Raw genomic sequence first — 17877 nt, forward strand, 5'->3', positions numbered from 1 at the left:
TCCACAATGCTTGAGGTCAAGGGCCGAGATCGTCGCCGTGCCATGCTTTCGCCATGCGAAGATCGCCGATCATCCTCCTTGTCGCGCTCCTGTTGCTTTCCAGCGCATGCAAAAGCAAGCTCGAAGGCACTCCACTGGCCGACCCCGCGGTACCGGTCGGGCTGGCCCCCGCCGCTTCCGGCGTGCGGCAGCTCGCCGCCAAAACGCTGACCGACGACCAGGTCGCCCTCTTCGGACGCCACGGGGATGGCGAAACAATTCCCTTCCTGATCGGCGAAACCACGAAGTTCAGCCTCCTGAAAGCCTGTTCCCAGCCACTTCCGCTGGGCGAGCGAGCTGTCCGCGCGGCGCAGTCGACCTGGTCCGCCATGGAGAAGGGCACCGCGTCGGTGTCCCAAGCGATCGGCTACTACGAAGCCACTCCAGGCTCGGCCGTTCTCGCCGAGGTGAAACAGGCACTCGCCTGCGGTTCGCACGAGTCGGGGTCCGGACCGGCCCGGATCGCCGGAGAGGTACCGCTGCCCGTGATCACCGGGGCGGACGCGCAGTACGCGTTCTGCGATGCTCCTTACGCGCCGTCATACAATCCCCAGGGACCTGCCCACCCGGGTAGTTGCTACCTGCTGATGGCGAAAGCCTCCTACGCGACGACGGTCCAGCTGACGCCGTGGGAGATGAACGGCCAGGAACCCTTGCGGGACATGCTCACCAAGATCGCGCCGATGGTCGCCGACGCTCTCGGAAGATAGAGAGACCGCCATCTGTCGAGGAGATGGCGGCAAGTGGAGCCTCGCTTGGGAAAGCCTTTCGCCGTAACATCGTTCGCCATGCGAAGGTCTTCGGCCGTCCTGATCGGGTTGCTGCTGACAGCGTGCTCGAGTCCGCCGCCGTCGAATCCGGCCGTCACCACCGTGCTGGCGCCGGACCGCGAGAGCGGGCGGCGGCTGGCCGGGAAGATGCTGACCGACACGCAGCTCATGACGCTCGGAGCGCAGCCGGAAGATTCGCCGATTCCCTTTATGCGCACCGAAACCACGAAGTTCATCCCGCTGGAAACCTGCCTGCCCGAGCTGTCGCTCAGCACCATGGTGAACAACGCCGTCAAGGCCGCGTGGGCCACGCCCGGCCAGGAACCCATGACCGTGAACCAGACTGTCGCCGCCTATGACGATGTTCCCGCGGCGGACGCCGTCGCCGAAATCGAACAGGCGCTCTCCTGCGGTCAGCACGAAACCAAGTACGGCACCACGAAGATCGAGGGCACGGCGACGCTGCCGCCGCCCGACGGCATCGATCGCCAGTACGCGTTCTGCGACGTACCGCTCGTGCCCGGTGTCCCTGGGACCTGCTACCTGCTGATGGCGGAAGGCGCCTACGCGACGGTGGTCACGGTCTTCGACTCGAAATCCGCGCGGGACCAGCTCGCCAAGATCGCGCCACTCGTCGCGGCCTCGCTCTCGACGGCCTGACGCCCGTAAGATTGTCCGCTATGCGGAGATTTCCGGTCGCGCTGCTGGCCTTGCTGCTCGTGACGTCGACGGCGTGCAAAAGCAGGCTCGCGGGCACGGCGATGGCCGATCCCACGGTGCTGGTCGGCCTCGCCCCGGCCGTCAGCGGTGAACGGCGTCTCGCCGCGAAGATGCTGACGGACGACCAGATCGAGAGTCTGGGCGGACGGCACGAGCAGGGTCCGTTCTCCCTGGTGATCACCGAAACCACGAAGTTCACCCTCCTGACGACCTGCTCCCCGCGCCTGCCGCTCGACGACCACGTCCGCACCGCGGTCAGGGCGATGTGGACGTCCCGGAGCCCGGAAACCCTTTCCGTGCGCCAGACCCTCGCTCGCTACGACGACGCGGCGGGTTCGGCGGCCGTCGCCGAAGTGGAACAAGCGCTCGCCTGCGGCACGCACAACACCCGCTACGGTCCGGCCAAGATCGGGGACGCCGTGCCACTCCCGCCGGCGCCGGGCATCGACCGTCAGTACGCCTTCTGCGACGAGCCCGGCGTCGTCCTGAGCTGCTACCTCCTCATGGCGAAAGACGCCTACGCGACGACGGTCGTCGTCAGCGCGCAGGACGTGCTCGCCGAGATCGCGCCACTGGTCGCGGATTCTCTCTTGAAATCTTGAAAATTCACCCGGAAGAATGTCGTGGCGGACGTATCTCCGGAATCGCGGAGTTCCTCCTGTTTACTGCGAACGTCGGCGAGCTCTACTCTGAACGGTCGCTCTCCTTGGTACGAACCGGTTCTGACTGGCGGCGCCTGTGACTCAACCCTCGCGATCCCGGACCGCAATGGTGTACGCGGTCGTCGTTTCCGGGCTGTCCATGGGGGTGGCCGCGATGGCGTTCAAAATCAACGACGGCTCCCATTCGGCGTATGACACGGCGTTGAGCGGCACGACCGGGTTCCTCTTCGTCGCGGCGGGCGCGATCTCCCACGCCCTGCGCCCCGCGAATCCGACGGGTCTGCTGATCGCGCTGGTCGGGTTCGCCTTCTTCACCGAAGACCTCCAGCTTTCCCGGACTCCCTGGGTGTTCTCCATCGGCCTGCTGTTCACCGCCGCGTCGAGCGCGCTGATCGCCCATCTGGTGGTGGCGTTCCCGCACGGGGTGCTGCGTTCGCGAGGCGAACGCGTGCTGGTGGCGACGGCGTATGCCGCGGTGTTCGGCTCCGGGCTGGGACAGCTGCTGTTCACCGGATCGAGGTCGCTCGCCGCGGGCACGGTGCCGAACGTCCTGGTCGTGCGTGACATCCCCGGGTTCGACGCGCTGTTCTCGCAACTGCTGGTGGTCGTCGGGACGGCGGTGTCGCTCGGCGTGGTGGTACTGCTGACCTACCGGTGGATCGCCGGGGAACTCCCCCAGCGCCACCTGTCGACGCCGGTGCTCGCCATCGCGCTGTTCGGGTCCGTCATGTCGGCGCTGGGCACCGCGCTCGTGACGGTGCGCCCGTGGGGTGCCGAGGTCGCGCCGGTGTTCATGGAGCTCTACCGGCTGTCGTTCTGCTTGTGGCCGCTGGCTTTCCTGCTCGGGGTGCTTCGCGCGAAGGTGGATTCGGCGGAGATCACCCGGCTGCTGGTCGAGCGCGACGAACAGGCGCTGTCGGATCTGGTGCTGGACGACGAGGTCTGGAAGGGCTCGCACTCATTGGAAACGCTGAACGCCGCCGCGCATCTCGTGCGGGACAACCAGCGCCTGACGGCCGAGCTCGCGGAGCAACTCGCCGAGGTCCAGGCGTCGCGCGCGCGGATCGTCTCGGCCAGTGACGCCGAGCGGCGCCGGCTCGAGCGGGATCTGCACGACGGCGCCCAGCAGCGACTCGTCGCGCTGGTGCTCGGGCTGCGCATGGCCCAGCGACGCCTGACGCCCGACACCGATCCGGCGATCAGAGCACTGCTCTCGACGACGGTGACCGAACTGCTGGCGACGGTCACCGAACTCCGCGAGCTCGCCGCCGGGATCCGCCCGGCGATCCTGTCCGAAGCGGGCCCGGTCATCGCCGTCCGCGCACTGCTGGAACGCACGCCGATCGAGGTCGACTTCCCGGCAACCGACATCCCGAGGCTGGACGCCACCACCGAGGCCACGGTCTATTTCGTGGTGACCGAAGCGTTGACCAACACGCTCAAGTACGCCGGTGCGGACAAGGTCCGGATCGACTTCCACCTCGACGACGGCCGGTTGCACGTCGACGTCACGGACAACGGGAGCGGCGGCGCGGACATCGGCGGCGGGTCCGGGCTGCACAACCTGCGAGACCGCGTGCGCGCGCTGAACGGCGAGCTGACCGTGCAGAGCGCCTTTGGTTCCGGTACCACGGTTTCGGCGTCGATCCCGCTAACGCCGTAGCTCAGGCAAGCCCGCGCAGCGCCCGCGCGGGCACTCGGTCGCCTCGGATGGCCGCGACCATTTCCAGCACCTGACGGGTCCGCCGGACCTCGTGCACGCGGAACACCTTCGCGCCGTCGGCCGCGGCCAGCGCTGTCGCGGCGAGTGTGCCGTCGACGCGCTCTTCCAGTTCCACGCCAAGGGTTTCGCCGATGAAGTCCTTATTGGACAGTGCCATCAGGACGGGCCAGCCCGTCGCCACGAGCTCGTTCGCGCGGCGCAGCAACGCCAAGCTGTGCCAGGTGTTCTTGCCGAAGTCGTGGGTGGGGTCGATCAGCACGCCCTCCCGCGGCACCCCGAGCGCCACGATCGCCTCGGCGTGGCGCGTGGTCTCTTCGACGACCTCGGCGACGACGTCCTCGTAATGCACCCGGAAGGGGCGCGTGCGCGGGACGGCGTTGCCGGTGTGCGAGCAGACGTACCCGGTGCCGAATTCGGCGGCGATCTCGGCGAGCCGCGGGTCCGCGCCCGCCCAGGTGTCGTTGAGCAGGTCGGCGCCGGCTTCGCAGGCGTGCCTGCCGACCTCGTGGCGCCAGGTGTCGACGCTGATCACGATGTCCGGATGCCGTTGCCGGATCTCCTCGACGAACGGGACGACCCGGCGGATCTCCTCGGTGACGTCGACGTCGGTGCCCGGCCCGGCCTTCACCCCGCCGATGTCGACGATGTCGGCGCCCTCGGCGACCGCGCGCTCGACCGCGGCCAGCGCACTGTCGTCGGAGAAGGTGGCGCCGCGGTCGTAGAACGAGTCGGGGGTGCGGTTCACGATGGCCATCACCAGCGCGCGCTCGCGCGTGACGCGGCGGCCCCGGAAGATCAGCTCGGTCGGCATGCCCCCAGCGTGCCATGCGCCTTTCGGGGGCAGCGGCGGGCGCGCGATCGTTGGTAGGTTCGCCCCGCCTTTTGTACCGACCGGGAGGGGACGAACGTGTCAAAAGCCGCGAACGCCGTGATCGCCGTACTGGCCGCGGGAGGATTCCTGCTGACCACGCCGGTGAGCGCCTCGGCGGCCACCCCGCCACCACCGAAGGTCACCCACGGGTCTTGCGCGTACACCGAGACGCCCGACGAGCCCGCCGCGCGCCCGATCCGGCTGCCACCGGACCCGCGGCGCACGCCGAGCCGGGGCAAGGTGGACGTCGAGCTGAAGACCAGCCAGGGCAAGATCCCGCTGACGCTGAACCGGGCGCAGGCGCCGTGCACGGTCCAGAGCTTCCTGCACCTGGCGTCGCACCGGTTCTACGACCTGACGACGTGCCACCGGCTCACGACGTACCCGACGCTGAAGGTCCTGCAGTGCGGTGACCCGAGCGGAACGGGCGAGGGCGGCCCCGGCTACAAGTACAAGGACGAGTTGCCGACGAACCTGCCGCCGGCACCGACCGACCCGACCGGCGCGCGGAAGGTCTACGCCCGCGGGGTCCTGGCGATGGCCAACGCCGGGCCCGCCACGAACGGGAGCCAGTTCTTCTTGGTCTACGGCGATTCGTCGCTGCGGCCGGACTACACGATCTTCGGCACCGTGGGCGACGAAGGCCTCGCGACGCTCGACAAGGTCGCCGCGGCCGGTGTCGTCCCGACGCCGGAAGCTCCCGCGCCGACCGATGGCCCGCCGGTCCTGAAGACCGACATCCTGCGCGCGAAGATCTCCTGAAGTGACATGAACGGACCTTTCATCTCAAAAATCGAGATGAAAGGTCCGTTCATGTCACTTTTTGGCGCCGGGGAGAGCTAGACGAGCAGCAGGAACAGGATGCCGTTCGGCGCGCCGAGGCCGGTGACGTTGTCGTACCCGGCCGTGGTGTGGATGGTCAGGTTCGGGTAGTCGAAGGACCGTGCCGACCTGAGCAGCCCACCCGAGGCGTCGACGCTGTTCGCGTAGTCGACCCGGGCCACCGCGCCGGCCACGTGCTTCACGTCGCTGATCGCCGAGGTGTGCGAGGTCAGCTTGTAGAGCACGGGGTTGATGAAGCCGTGGTGGAAGTGGTCGAGGCTGTCGGCCACCGCCATGACCCCGGCGAACACCGGCGACGCGAGGCTCGTGCCACCGATGCGGTACTGGTCGTAGTGCGCGCCTTCGGGGAACGTCTGCGTCTGGCCGACCAGGAATCCGGTATTCGGGTCACCGACCGCGGAGATGTCCGGGACGACCCGGCCCTTCGCCTTGCCGGTCTGGTTCTGCGTCGACAGCGCGTCCGGCACGACGCCCTTCTGGTAGAACGGCTGCGGGAACAGGCGGCTGGTGCCACCACCGGAACCGGAGGTGTACGCGCCCGGGCTGGCCGGCCCGTAGACGCCGTTGGTCAGCGTGCTCTTGCCGGTCTCCCAACCGGTTTCGAAGATCCGCTTGCCGTCCTTGCCGACGGCGAGGCTCGTGCCGCCGACAGCGGTGATCCACGGGGCCGACGCCGAGAAGTCCGGCGACGGCGTGCCGAGACGGGCGACCTCGTCGCCGTTGTCACCGGACGAGAAGTACACGCCGATGCCGGAAAGCACGGCCTGGAGGGAAATCTGGTTGAACGCCTGCACCTCGTCGGCGGGGATGTCCTCGCCGGTGTCGCCGTAGGAGTTCGAGATGATGTCGGCCTTGTGGCCGGCGACAACGTAGTTCAGCGCGGCGTCGAGCGAGAGGTCCTGGCAGTCGGAACCGCCGACGTAGAGGATGTCCGCGCCCGGCGCGAGGCCGTGTGCCGCCTCGACGTCGAGGGTTTCCTCGCCATACCAGCCCGCGGCGTCACAGCCGTCGGGGCCTTCGAGGTCGGGGTTGGCGGGGAAGATCTTCTGCGAGAACTGCGACGCCTTCAGCGGGTGGGCCGGGTCGTTGCGGCGCGCGTACTCCGAGGCGTCGGCGTAGATCGTCGGCGACGCGAACGCGTCGATGATGGCGATCGTGGTGCCCTTGCCGTCGGTGCCGAGCTTGGCGGCCTGGTCGAGGCCGTACGCCGAGCGCAGCTGGGCGGGCGTGTAGCCACAGGGCGCGTACGGCAGGTTCTTACCGGCGTACGCGGGGTCGGTGGTGTCGGTCTTCTCGCCGTAGTAGGTGCCGCACGGCCCGGCGTTGCGGAAACCCGGTCCGGGCGCGACATCCTGCGGGGCGCTGGCCTTTGTCGCCGCTGTGTCTTGCCCGTCGGTGTGATCCGGCTTGAACAGCGAAGTCGCCTGGTCGACGCCGATCACGCCGAGGACGTCGTTCGCGAGCCCCGCGGGCACGGACAGGTTCTTGTCCGACGCGCGCAGCTGGCGGCCCTTGACGTTGTACTTGCCGAGCTTGACGTCGAACGCCTTCTGGACCTGGTCGGCGGTACCGGTCGCCTCGACGTACGCACGGTTCGACGGCACGTCGCCGACGGCGAAACCACTGCCGGAAAGCCAGGTGCGCACGGACTTCACCGTGGAATCGGTGGCGGCGAACCGGTCGCGGACCTGGTCGGTGCCGAGATACTTGCGGAACGACGCGCTGTCCGGATCGGACACCGCGCGTGCGGCCGCTTCGGCTCCGGCCTGATCGCGCAGATTCAGATAAACGCGGAAAGTCATCTTCGCGGCGGGTGCGGTGTCCGCGACCTTCGCCTGCGGAGTCGCCCAAAGGGGATGCGATTCCGGAATAGCCGATTTGTCTTGTGCGCTGGCGATCGCCGGCGCGGTCACGGCCAGCCCTCCCACCACCACAAGCGACAGGAACATGGTCAGGCTTCTTCGCACAGGTACTCCCTCTCGACGCCGACCCGGGAATCGGGTGAACCACGCCAGACCCTAGATCCTCCAATCGCGCGACCGGAAGAAGAATGGGCGAGAAACGAAACCGTTATGCGACAAGGAGTTATTTCCACTTCAGTGTCCACTTGCGATACTCGACCGGAAATCCGTTTTGTCGGCTACCGCTCGCGAGGAATGGATAGCTACGCGAACTAAGTCCGATTCCCGCCCACCCCCACGCGCCCGCCCCCGCACCCTACTTTCGGCGGGACCCGCACGAACCCGACCTTCCGGACCCACTCGGGGAAAGTGTCGACATATTCCCCGGGTGCGGCCCGGAGATGCGCGTCAGGGGGACGTGGCCAGACGGCGGTCCACGGCGGCGGGGGCGAACACCGTCTCCACGACCATCGACGACGCCCCGCTCACCGCCGCCCAGTCGCCGCGCTTGCCGATCTCGATCCGCAGCCGCTGCGTCGCCCTCGGCAGCGCCCGCTGATAGAGCACCTCCCGCACCCCCGTCACGAAATGCGGCTCCGCCAGGTCCCCCGCGATCACCAGCACCCCGGGATTGAGCACACACACCACCGTCGCCAGCACCTCGCCGACCTGCTGCCCGGCCGTCCGCGTCAGCCGCACCGCCTCGGCTTCCCCGGCGATGACCCGCTCCCGCACGCCGGACCCCGACGCCGTCGGCAGGCCCAGCTCGGTCAGCCGCGTGGCGAGCGCTCCTCCGCTGGCCACCGCCGCCAGGCAGCCCATCGCGCCGCACATGCAGCGCGCGTCGGCGTGGCCGGGCAGGCGGATGTGCCCGATATCGCCCGCGCCGCCGTCGATCCCGCGGTACACCTCGCCGCCGATCACGATCCCGGCGCCGATCCCGGTCGACACCTTGACCAGCGCGAACGCCGAGCAGTCCGGGTGGTGCAGCCGTTGCATGCCGAGCGCCATGAGGTTCGCGTCGTTGTCGACGAGCACGGGCGCGTCGAAGCGCGCGCCCAGGAACGCGGGGATGTCGAAGCCGTCCCAGCCCGGCATGATCGGCGGCTGCGTCGGCCGTCCGGTGGTGAATTCGACCGGGCCTGGCACGGAAAGCCCGATGCCGCAGACCTCGGCGGCGCTCCGGCCACAGTGCGCGAGCAGCGCGCGGAACCAGTGCGAAATGCGGTCCAGCACGGGCACCGGACCATCGGCGACCCGCAGCGAGCCGCCGCGCCGGGCGAGCCGTCTGCCGGAGAGATCGGTGACCGCGAGCTCCGCGTGCATGGTGTCGACGCTCGCCGCGAGGACGACGGCGTGCTGGTCATTGAATCGAAGCTGTTTCGCGGGCCGCCCCCCGGTAGAATCCTCCTGCCCCGACTCCGCGAGCCAGCCCGCGGCTTGCAGGGCGTCGAGTCTGCCGGTCAAGGTCGACCGCGAAAGTCCGCTGAGGTTCTGGAGCGCTTTCCGCGTGGTGGCCTGGCCAGTGCGTACGAGGTGCAGCAGTTCCCCCGCCGTCGTCGGCACCGCACTCTTCTCGACCATCGCCCATGCCCTCTCTGTGGTGAACCTCATCAGGACCGTTACTTTTGTCCATTGACAAGACATAAGTAGGAGATATGTTGGACACATCACCGAAACATTGCGTTCCGACCCGGGGGATCTAGTGCAGAGTGTCTCTCAAGTGCAGAGTGTCGCTCATCTGAACGACCACCGTCGCGCCGGAGTCACCGACCCCACAGGTACCGAGCAGTGGCTGCGCAACGCCGCCGCGGGGGTGCTCGCCGGCAACTGGCTCGGTTCTTCGACAGTGCCATCACGCGGCCTGTATCCGCACCAGTGGAGCTGGGATTCGGCGTTCATCGCGCTCGGCCTGCGCCACCTTTCACCCGAACGGGCAAGGCTGGAGCTGCGCACGCTGTTCGAGGCCCAGTGGGCCGACGGCCGCGTCCCGCACATCGTCTTCAACCCGGCGACGCCGGCCGAGGCGTATTTCCCCGGTCCCGCTTTCTGGCAGGCCGGGCAGACCTCCGGGATCGTCCAGCCGCCGGTGCACGCGCTCGCCGTCTGGGAGGTTTACCGGGCCAACCCGGACACGGACTTCCTGAAGGCGATGTACCCGAAGCTCGCCGCGTGGCACGAGTACCTGCGCTCGCGACGCGATTTGGGCGGCCGCGGCCTGGTTTCGATCGTCCATCCATGGGAATCGGGCATGGACAACAGCCCGGCCTGGGACGGGCCGCTCTCGCGGGTCCGGCCGATCGACCCGGCCGAGTTCGTGCGCCGCGACCTCGAGCACGGCGACGCCGCCGACCGCCCGACCGACGACGACTACGGCCGCTACGTCCGCCTGGCCGCGGGCTACCGGGACCTCGGCTACGACGACTCACACTGGACGTCGTTCGCCGACGCCTTCGCCGTCGAAGACCCCGGCTTCAACGCTCTGTTCGCCGCGGCCGAGCACGTCATGGCCGAGATCGCGACCGAACTCGGCCTGCCAGGCAAAGCCGCCGGGCACCGCGCACACGCCGCGCGGATCACCCAAGCCCTGGTCAGCACGTTGTGGGACGCCGAGGCGGGGTTCTTCTTCCCGCGTGACGCATTGCTCGGCGAGCTGGTCCCGCGGTTCACCTGCGCCGGACTGCTCCCGCTGCTCCTGGCTGACCTGCCCGTCGCCGAGGAACTGCTGCGCACCGCGACCGGCCCTCGGTTCGGCCTCGGTGTCGCACTCGGCGTGCCGAGCTACGACCTGACGGCGGCCGACTTCGACGCCGCGAAGTACTGGCGCGGCCCGTCGTGGTTCAACGTCGGCTGGCTGGTGCACCGAGGCCTGCTGGCCCACGGCGAACTGGCGCACGCCCGACGTCTGCGCTCCGACCTGCTCGACTCCGCTTGGCGCAACGACTTCGCCGAGTACACCGATCCGCTCGCCGGTGCCGGACACGGCGCCCGGGCCTTCAGCTGGACCGCCGCACTGACCGTCGACCTACTGTCCTCGACGACGTAGGAGGCGGCCGAAGGGGGAGCAAGGGACCTTTACTACCGCGATCCGGCAGTAAAGGTCCCTCGCTCCCGCTCTTTGCTGTCTTGCGCGGAAGAGATCGCCATCTGTCGACAGATGGCGACTCGCTGGGGCAGACCAGACGCTATGAACGGACCTTTCCTTGCGGGAGGTGCAAGGAAAGGTCCGTTCATAGCGCGGGACGGGCAAGGCATGACCAACTCCCTGCGCAACAGCGCCCGCGAAGCGTTCCGCCGCAGGTCAAGCCGATCGCCATCTGTCGACAGGTGGCGAAGAGCCGGGGTGGCGGGCAACGGAAGGACCCCGCATCACCCCCAGTAAGACCCGGGACGCGGGATCCTTCCGTACGAATTGTCGTAATAACCTTCGCCGCGGACCCCTGCAGCATTAGCCCCTTTCCACCCGTCCGCGCGGTTCTTGATCTTTTCGTTACCTTCGCTCACCGCGAAATATCGCCCGGATGAGCCCTTGACCAGCGCATTCGTTCGTAAATCAGCCTTCCGAACGAACTCCGGGGCCTGCCGAAATCCCCGAAAAAACGTCACCACCCAACCCTGCGTTTCACACATTCACGAGTGCGAAAAGCACCCTGACCGGTTACACCTGCTGCAATCCCCGCTGACCCGCTTGGACGACGTAGCTCCGGTCCGTCTTGATGGTCACCTTCGCCGGGTCACGCTCCAGCACGCTCGACACCGTGACGAAGTCCGCCCGCATCTGCGCGGGCGTGGTCGTCACGCGGACGTATCCGCGCATGCCCTGGCAGTACTTGACGTGCGGGTTGTTCGCGTACCAGGTCGCGCTCGGCGGTGTCGAACCGTTGCTGTTGCTGGTCACCGAGGTGGTGACCAGCTCGGAGCCGACGATCGGGGCGTTGTGGTCGTAGTAGTTCTGCCGCAGGTCCGCCGCCCAGTGCCGGTGCACGTCACCGGTGAGCACGATGGGGTTGGGGATGTTGCGGTCGACCCAGCCCTTCGTGATCCGGTCGCGGGAAGCGCTGTAGCCGTCCCAAGAGTCGTTGCTGCTGTCGCAGGTGGCGCTTTTGCCGTCGGTGTCACGCTGCGCGAAGAAGACCTGCTGGCCGAGGAAGTCCCAGGTCGCGGGCTTGGTGTTGAACGCGTTCAACACCCACTGCTCCTGCGCGGTGCCGGTGAGCGTGCGGCTGGTATTGCGGTAGCCCACGCAGTCCTTGTCCGTGGCCTGCGCGCTGCGGTACTGCCGTGTGTCCATCAGGTGGAAACGCGCCAGGTTGCCCCAGTTGAGCTGCCGGTAGATGTTGATCGACGAGCCGCTGGGCTTGGCCGTCGAACGGATCGGGGTGTTCTCGTAGAACGCCTGGAACGCGTAGCCCTTGCGGGCGGCGCTCGCCGGGGAGGTGGTGCTGTTCCAGTTGTTCATCACCTCGTGGTCGTCGAACACCACCGCCCACGGCGCGACGGCGTGCGCGGCCTGGAGGTCGACGTCGGTCTTGTGCTGTGCGTGCCGCGCCCGGTACAGCGCGAGCGTCGTGGTGTCCGCGGCCGCGGCGAGCCCGCGCACCTTGAACTCCGCCGCCTGCCCGGACGGCTTCTCGTACATGTAGTCGCCGAGGAAGAGGACCAGGTCCGGGTTGTCCGCGGCGATCGCGCGGTGGGCGTGGTACCAGCCCTCCTCCCAGTGCTGGCACGACGCCATCGCGTACTTCAGCTGGTTGACCGCCGCGCCGAGGGCCGGCGTGGTGCGGGTCCGCCCGACCGGGGAGATGTAGCCCGACGTCTTGAAGCGGTAGAAGTACACCCGCGCCGGTTCGAGCCCCTTCGGTTCGACGTGGACGGAGTAACCCAGCGCGCGGTTCGTCGTCGTGCTCCCGGATTGGACGACCGAGCCGAACGCCTCGTCGTTCGCCATCTCCCAGTCGACGGTGTACGACGCGTCCGGCATGCCACCGAAACCGTCGTTGTTCAGTGGCGCCGGCGCGAGCCGCGTCCACAGCACGACACTGTCCGGCAGCGGGTCACCCGAGGCGACGCCGAGCTGGAACGGATCGCGGATGGCAGGCGCGGCAAGGAAAGTCTTCGTGCTCGCCCAGGACGGCAGTGCCGTGGAAAGCGCGACCGCGCCCCCGGCCGCAACCCCGCCGAGCAAAACGGCGCGTCGATTAACCTGACCCATGTCATTATCTCCTATTCCAAGAATATGAATACTCAGATTTTGAATATTCAGGCGACGTAATCGGTCAGGCCGCCACTGCAGTTGTCCAGGGTGGGCACAGTCGCCCCGCGGTCGGAAACGCAGACCTTGTAGAAGACCCAGGTTCCCTTGGGAGCGCCCGTGTTCGCGACGACGTTCGTCCCGGTGCCCTTCGAGTTCCACACCCAGATCGGGCCGACGCCGCTCTTCAGCCAGTACGCGACACCAGCGGATTTGCCGTCCCCCGCGTTGTCGTAGACGGTGACCGAGCCACCCGCCGATTTGAAGACGCCTTCCGCCGCGCAGGCACCCGTGGAGCACTCGGCGCTGCCGGAACCGACGCCGCAGTCGGGCGCGATCCGCTCGTCGGAACCGGTTTGGACGTAACCGTCGGAGATGTAGCCGCCCAGCGCGGGGACGTAGTCCCAGAGCGTGGTCGTACCGAGCGGACCGGTCACGGACGTGCCGATGGTCTGGCAGTCGATGCTGACGCTGGCGCCGTTGGCCACGGTCCGGACGGCCGTGGACGTCGTGCTCGGGGCACGGCGGACGTTGAGCGGGTCGCCGGCGGTCTGGACCTTGCCCGTCGCGGCCGCGGCCGCCGGGACGACGTCTAGCACCAGCAACGCGGACGCTGTCATGAGGACGGCGATGACCTTGGGGAGGAACCGCCGGGTACGTGATCCTGTCATGCCGACAGGGTCGGCCGATCGTGTACACGATCCGTACAAGTGGGCGCGGAGGATCACGGCCGCTTCACTCATCGGCCACCAAATGGATCTAGCTATCGGCGGGAAACACCCATACGATCCGAAAACATGGGGCTCCTCCCTTACGGGCGGTATAAGTGACATCGATTTCGTTCAGGGTTTTAGGACCATTAGAGGTCCAGGTGGGTGGCCGGGTATTGCCGTTGGGCGGCCCGAAACCGCGTATGCTGCTGGGCGCGCTACTGCTCCAGCCGAACGTCGTGGTCTCCACCGAGTCGCTGATCGACGTCCTGTGGCCGACGACGACACCGCGTTCCGCGGCCGCGAACATCCGCACGTACGTCCATTCCCTGCGCCGAAGACTCGCGGAAAGCGACCCCGAACTGGCCGACCGGATCCAGAGCCGGGCGTCGGGCTACATCCTGACTTCCGAGCCCGAAGAACTGGACAGGCTCGCGTTCGAAGGCCACGCGTCGGCGGCGCAACGAGCACTGGGGAAGGGCGAGCCCGAGCTTGCCCTGGCGGAGCTCGACCTCGCCGATCAGCTGTGGCGCGGCGAAGTCCTCGAAGGACTGCCGCACGACCACGGCTGGGGATCGGCCATCGCCCGGCTCGACGAGCTGCGGCTTTCCGTTCAGGAGCAACGTCTCAAGGTCCGGATCGAGCTGGGCCGGTGCGGTGAGGCGATCGTCGAACTGCGCGGGCTCGTCGAAGCCCATCCCCTGCGCGAAGAACTGTGGCAGCAGCTGATCATGGCGTTGCTGGCCAGCGGCCGGAAGGCCGAGGCACAGCAGGCGTACACCGAGATCGAGCGGATCCTGCGCGAAGAACTGGAAGCGCAACCCGGGCCGCGTCTGCGGGAACTGCGGGCACGGATGTCGCCGACACCGACGGCCGTCAAGCCCGTCGCCAGGCCGGTTCCCGGTTTCCCGATCTGCCAGCTTCCCTTGGACCTCCCCGATTTCACCGGCCGCGAGGAACTCGTCGCCGATCTGGTCGAGCTGCTGCACCACCGGCGCCGCAGCGGCGCCCCGACGGTCGCGGTGCTCTCGGGCACGGCCGGCGTCGGCAAGTCCACTGTCGCGGTCCGGCTGGCGCACGCCGTCCGGGCCGAATATCCCGACGGGCAGCTGCATCTGAACCTCGCCGGGACGACGTCGTCACCCCGCACACCGATGGCCGTGCTCGCCGAAATCCTGCGTTCGCTCGGCGTCCCCGATTCCGGAATGCCGCGTGAGGAAAAGGAACGCGCCGCGCTGCTGCGGTCGCGCCTGTCCGGGCGGCGCCTGTGCATCGTGCTCGACGACGCCGGCAGCGCCGCGCAGGTCCGCCCGCTGCTGCCGGGGTCCGGGGCGTGCGCGGTGCTGATCACCAGCCGGATCCGCATGCCGGATCTGGTGGGCGCGCTACCGGTCGACGTCGACCTGCTGCCCGAAGGCGAAGCGGCGAAACTGCTCTCGGGCATCGTCGGCGTGGAGAGAACCCGGGCAGAACCCGAAAGCGCGGCGGCGATCCTGCGCCACTGCGGGTACCTGCCGCTGGCGATCCGGGTCGTGGGCTCGAAGCTCACCCATCGGCCGGGCTGGACGTTGAAGATGCTGGCCGGGCGGCTGCGCGACGAACACCGGCGGCTCGACGAACTCCGCGTCGGCGATCTCGAAGTCCGCGCGAGTGTTTCGCTGAGCTACGACCTCCTGCCCGAAGAAGTGGCCGGCGCGTTCCGCGGCCTCGGCGCGCTGGGCCCGGTCACGTTCCCGGGCTGGGTGGTCGCCGCGCTGCTGGGCCGCCCGGACGCCGACGAAGTGCTCGACGTCCTGATCGATGCCCATCTCGTCGAGCTGATCGGCTCGGACGTCACCGGCCAGCCGCGCTACCAGCTGCACGATCTCCTGCGCTGCTACGCCGTTGAACAGCCCGAAAGCCCCGAAGTCCGCCAAGCCGCGCTGCGCCGGGTGATCGAGGGCTATCTCGCGCTCGCCGTCGAAGCCGCGGACCGGATGCCGATCGTGTTCTTCGGTATGTTCCGCACCGCCGGGCACGTCGAACCCCCGCTGCCGTCCGGTGCCGACGACCTGCTCGAAGACCCGAACACGTGGTTCGAGGCCGAACGCCTCACCGGGGTCGCCGCCATCGAACTCGCCGCCGAAAACGGTCTGGACGACCTCGCGTGGCGGCTGACAGCGGCCTTCACCCCGTACTTCGACCTGCGCGGGCACCAGGACAACTGGCAGCACTCGCACGCGATCGCGCTGTCCTCCGCGCGCCGCGCCGACGACCTGCGCGGGCAGGCGGTGGTGTTGCGCAACATCGGACAGATGCATCTCTACCAGGATCTGTACGACGAAGCGCTGGTGTCGTTCGAGGAGTCGCGCCGGCTCTTCGAGAAGGTCGGCGACGACCAGGGCATGGCGATCGCGCTGTCGGGACTGAGCACGGGCCTGCGGATCCTCGGCGACTACGAACCGGCCTTCGACCGCTGCCACGAATCGCTGGCACTGTTCGACAAGGTGGGCGACCGCAACGGCGAGGCCATCGCACGGCTCGGCGTCGGCGCGATCTGGCTGCTGCTGGGCTGCTACTCCACCGCCGAACGCTGGTTCTCCGACGCCTACGAGCTTTCCGCGGCCATCGGTGACCGTCATCGCGAGGCGCACGCGCTCAAGAGACTCGCCCTGCTCCAGCAGCACCGGGGAAATCTCGGCGCCGCGCGCGAGCAGCTGAACCGGACGATCGCCATTTTCGACGAGCTCGGCGACGACCACTGTATCGGTTACGCCAACCAGCATCTCGGCGAACTGTGCTTCCACACCGGCGATTACGCGCACGCGCAGCTGCTGCTGGTGAACTCGCTGAGCGTGCACCGGCACAACGGCGACCGCCGGTCCGAAGCGGAGGTTTCCGAGCGGCTCAGCGAGCTCCACGAAGCGCTGGGCCAGCCGGAACGTGCACGGGTGTACGCCGAGCGCGCGCTGGTGCTGTGGCACGAACTCCGCGCAGAACCGCAGGAAATGGCGCTGCTCGCGCGCATGGGGAAGACGGCGGAGATCGAGCCGGTCGCGCAGCCTCAGCAGGGGAAACGCACCCGGAGGCATATCGCGTCGGCCTGATCCCGCGGCCGCTTTGTATCGATCGTGTACATCTCCTGAAGACACTTCGTCCGGTATCCACGACAAAGTGTTCTGGAAGGAGACCGGCATGGTCCGGACCACGGGGACCCGACGCTTGTTGGCTGCGATTCTGGCGGTGGGGGCCGTTTCGGCGTTGGCCTCCGCCCCGGCTCAGGCAGCGACGGGCGTCACCTGGCAAGCAGATCTGTCCACTGTAGACACCGATGACGTCAATGTGCGCTTCGACGGCACCGCGCTGACCGTCGACGACACGAACGTCCACCGGATGGCCGGGAGCGACGGCTATCTCACGATGTCCGAGCAGAAACTGAACCGCCCGGCCAACCGGATCACGGCCGAGGTTTCCGCCAACGGCGCGGAAGCCGAAGTCTCCGTCCGCGGCAAGCTCAGCGCGAACGACTGGACCGAGTGGCAGCCGCTCGAAGCGGGCGCGACAACGTTACCCGGCAACGTTTCCTCGGTTCAGGTGCGCGTCGGCCTGGGCTCCGGCAGCTCGGTCAGCTCACTCCGCCTCACCGCGGACCAGGCGCCACAGGTCAACGCGCTCGCCGCCGCCACCGCGGCGAAGACGTACCGCGTGTTCGCGACCCGTGAAGGTCTCGTCGGCGGCACCACCGCGAACGGCCACAAGATCACCGCACGCGACCACTTCGTCTCGTTCCCGTCCGGGAAGTCCTTGTCCGGCAAGGGAACCGGCACCTACACCGCGAAGGTCTGCCGCACCGACAACAGCCGCTGCGAGTACGCGCCGGTGTGGGAGGTCGGGCCGTGGAACGAGCGGGACGACTACTGGAACCCGTCGGCCAGCCGCCAGATGTGGAAGGACCTGCCGCAGGGCAAGCCCGAAGCGCAGGCCGCGTACCTCGACGGTTACAACGGCGGCCGTGACGACCGCAACCGCAAGGTACTGAACGCCGCCGCCATCGACATCGCCGACGGCACGTTCTGGGACGGTCTCAAGATGACCGACAACGCCTACGTGAACGTCACCTACCTGTGGACCGGCTCCGGCCCGACCGGCGTCGTCACCACCGCGGGCGACCCGATGAACGTCCGGGCGAGCGCCAGCACCACGGCCGCCGTCAAGGGACTCGCGGCGAACTACGCCAAGGTCAACATCGAATGCTACGTCGAAGGCGAAACGGTCACCGGCCGTTTCGGGACGAGCAACATCTGGGACAAGATCGGCGAGGGCCACTACATCTCCGACACCTATCTCCAGACCGGCTCGGATCTCCCCGTCGCCCCCAAGTGCGCTTGAGCTGACCCAGCGTGGGGGG

General features: G+C 68.1%; 13 protein-coding genes. 8 read left to right on the forward strand and 5 right to left on the reverse strand.

The window, feature by feature from the left end:
- Positions 1-53: 53 nt before the first annotated feature.
- The 4 genes from VGP60_RS07345 to VGP60_RS07360 all read left to right on the forward strand — a co-directional run bounded on the left by VGP60_RS07345 (position 54) and on the right by VGP60_RS07360 (position 3854).
- Positions 54-749, forward strand: coding sequence for a hypothetical protein (locus tag VGP60_RS07345; RefSeq protein WP_327547118.1), 696 nt, complete (start codon positions 54-56; stop codon positions 747-749).
- Positions 750-827: 78 nt separating this feature from the next.
- Complete coding sequence (locus tag VGP60_RS07350; protein WP_327547119.1) at positions 828-1469, forward strand: hypothetical protein; 642 nt, start codon at positions 828-830, stop codon at positions 1467-1469.
- Positions 1470-1489: 20 nt separating this feature from the next.
- Positions 1490-2131: a hypothetical protein gene (locus tag VGP60_RS07355; RefSeq protein WP_327547120.1), complete on the forward strand. Its 642-nt coding sequence runs from the start codon at positions 1490-1492 to the stop codon at positions 2129-2131.
- A gap of 214 nt (positions 2132-2345) precedes the next feature.
- Positions 2346-3854, forward strand: coding sequence for a sensor histidine kinase (locus VGP60_RS07360; RefSeq protein WP_327547121.1), 1509 nt, complete (start codon positions 2346-2348; stop codon positions 3852-3854).
- Between the two features lies 1 nt (position 3855).
- Here VGP60_RS07360 and folP read toward each other — a convergent pair whose 3' ends face one another.
- Complete coding sequence (gene folP, locus VGP60_RS07365; protein ID WP_327547122.1) at positions 3856-4725, reverse strand: dihydropteroate synthase; 870 nt, start codon at positions 4723-4725, stop codon at positions 3856-3858.
- Between the two features lie 96 nt (positions 4726-4821).
- On the opposite strand from folP, the gene VGP60_RS07370 reads away from it, so the two are divergent.
- Positions 4822-5547 carry a peptidylprolyl isomerase gene (locus VGP60_RS07370; protein ID WP_414640301.1) on the forward strand — a complete coding sequence of 242 codons (726 nt, stop codon included), beginning with the start codon at positions 4822-4824 and terminating at the stop codon, positions 5545-5547.
- Between the two features lie 77 nt (positions 5548-5624).
- On the opposite strand, the gene VGP60_RS07375 is transcribed toward VGP60_RS07370, so the two are convergent.
- Both VGP60_RS07375 and VGP60_RS07380 read right to left on the reverse strand, forming a co-directional pair.
- On the reverse strand, positions 5625-7595 hold the full coding sequence (locus VGP60_RS07375) for a S53 family peptidase (RefSeq protein WP_327547123.1): 1971 nt from the start codon (positions 7593-7595) through the stop codon (positions 5625-5627).
- A 342-nt stretch (positions 7596-7937) separates the two neighbouring features.
- Positions 7938-9113 (reverse strand): ROK family protein, encoded by a 1176-nt coding sequence (locus VGP60_RS07380; RefSeq protein ID WP_327547124.1) that lies wholly within the window; start codon positions 9111-9113, stop codon positions 7938-7940.
- Positions 9114-9252: 139 nt separating this feature from the next.
- Here VGP60_RS07380 and VGP60_RS07385 point away from each other — a divergent pair, with 139 nt between their 5' ends.
- Entirely contained in the window at positions 9253-10575 is a 1323-nt protein-coding gene (locus VGP60_RS07385) for an MGH1-like glycoside hydrolase domain-containing protein (protein WP_327547125.1), read from the forward strand.
- 612 nt (positions 10576-11187) lie between these two features.
- Here VGP60_RS07385 and VGP60_RS07390 read toward each other — a convergent pair.
- Together VGP60_RS07390 and VGP60_RS07395 are read right to left on the reverse strand one after the other, a co-directional pair.
- A complete protein-coding gene (locus VGP60_RS07390) occupies positions 11188-12741 on the reverse strand; it encodes an alkaline phosphatase D family protein (protein WP_327547126.1) in 1554 nt (517 codons plus the stop codon).
- Positions 12742-12788: 47 nt separating this feature from the next.
- Positions 12789-13451 (reverse strand): hypothetical protein, encoded by a 663-nt coding sequence (locus VGP60_RS07395; protein ID WP_414640302.1) that lies wholly within the window; start codon positions 13449-13451, stop codon positions 12789-12791.
- A gap of 155 nt (positions 13452-13606) precedes the next feature.
- Between VGP60_RS07395 and VGP60_RS07400 the strand changes: the two genes are divergently transcribed.
- Together VGP60_RS07400 and VGP60_RS07405 are read left to right on the forward strand one after the other, a co-directional pair.
- Positions 13607-16576: an AfsR/SARP family transcriptional regulator gene (locus VGP60_RS07400; RefSeq protein WP_327547127.1), complete on the forward strand. Its 2970-nt coding sequence runs from the start codon at positions 13607-13609 to the stop codon at positions 16574-16576.
- An 88-nt stretch (positions 16577-16664) separates the two neighbouring features.
- Positions 16665-17858 carry a hypothetical protein gene (locus tag VGP60_RS07405; RefSeq protein WP_327547128.1) on the forward strand — a complete coding sequence of 398 codons (1194 nt, stop codon included), beginning with the start codon at positions 16665-16667 and terminating at the stop codon, positions 17856-17858.
- The last annotated feature ends 19 nt before the right edge of the window (positions 17859-17877 follow it).

The organism is Amycolatopsis sp., from assembly GCF_036008905.1.
In the GTDB taxonomy this organism is placed as follows: Bacteria; Actinomycetota; Actinomycetes; order Mycobacteriales; family Pseudonocardiaceae; genus Amycolatopsis.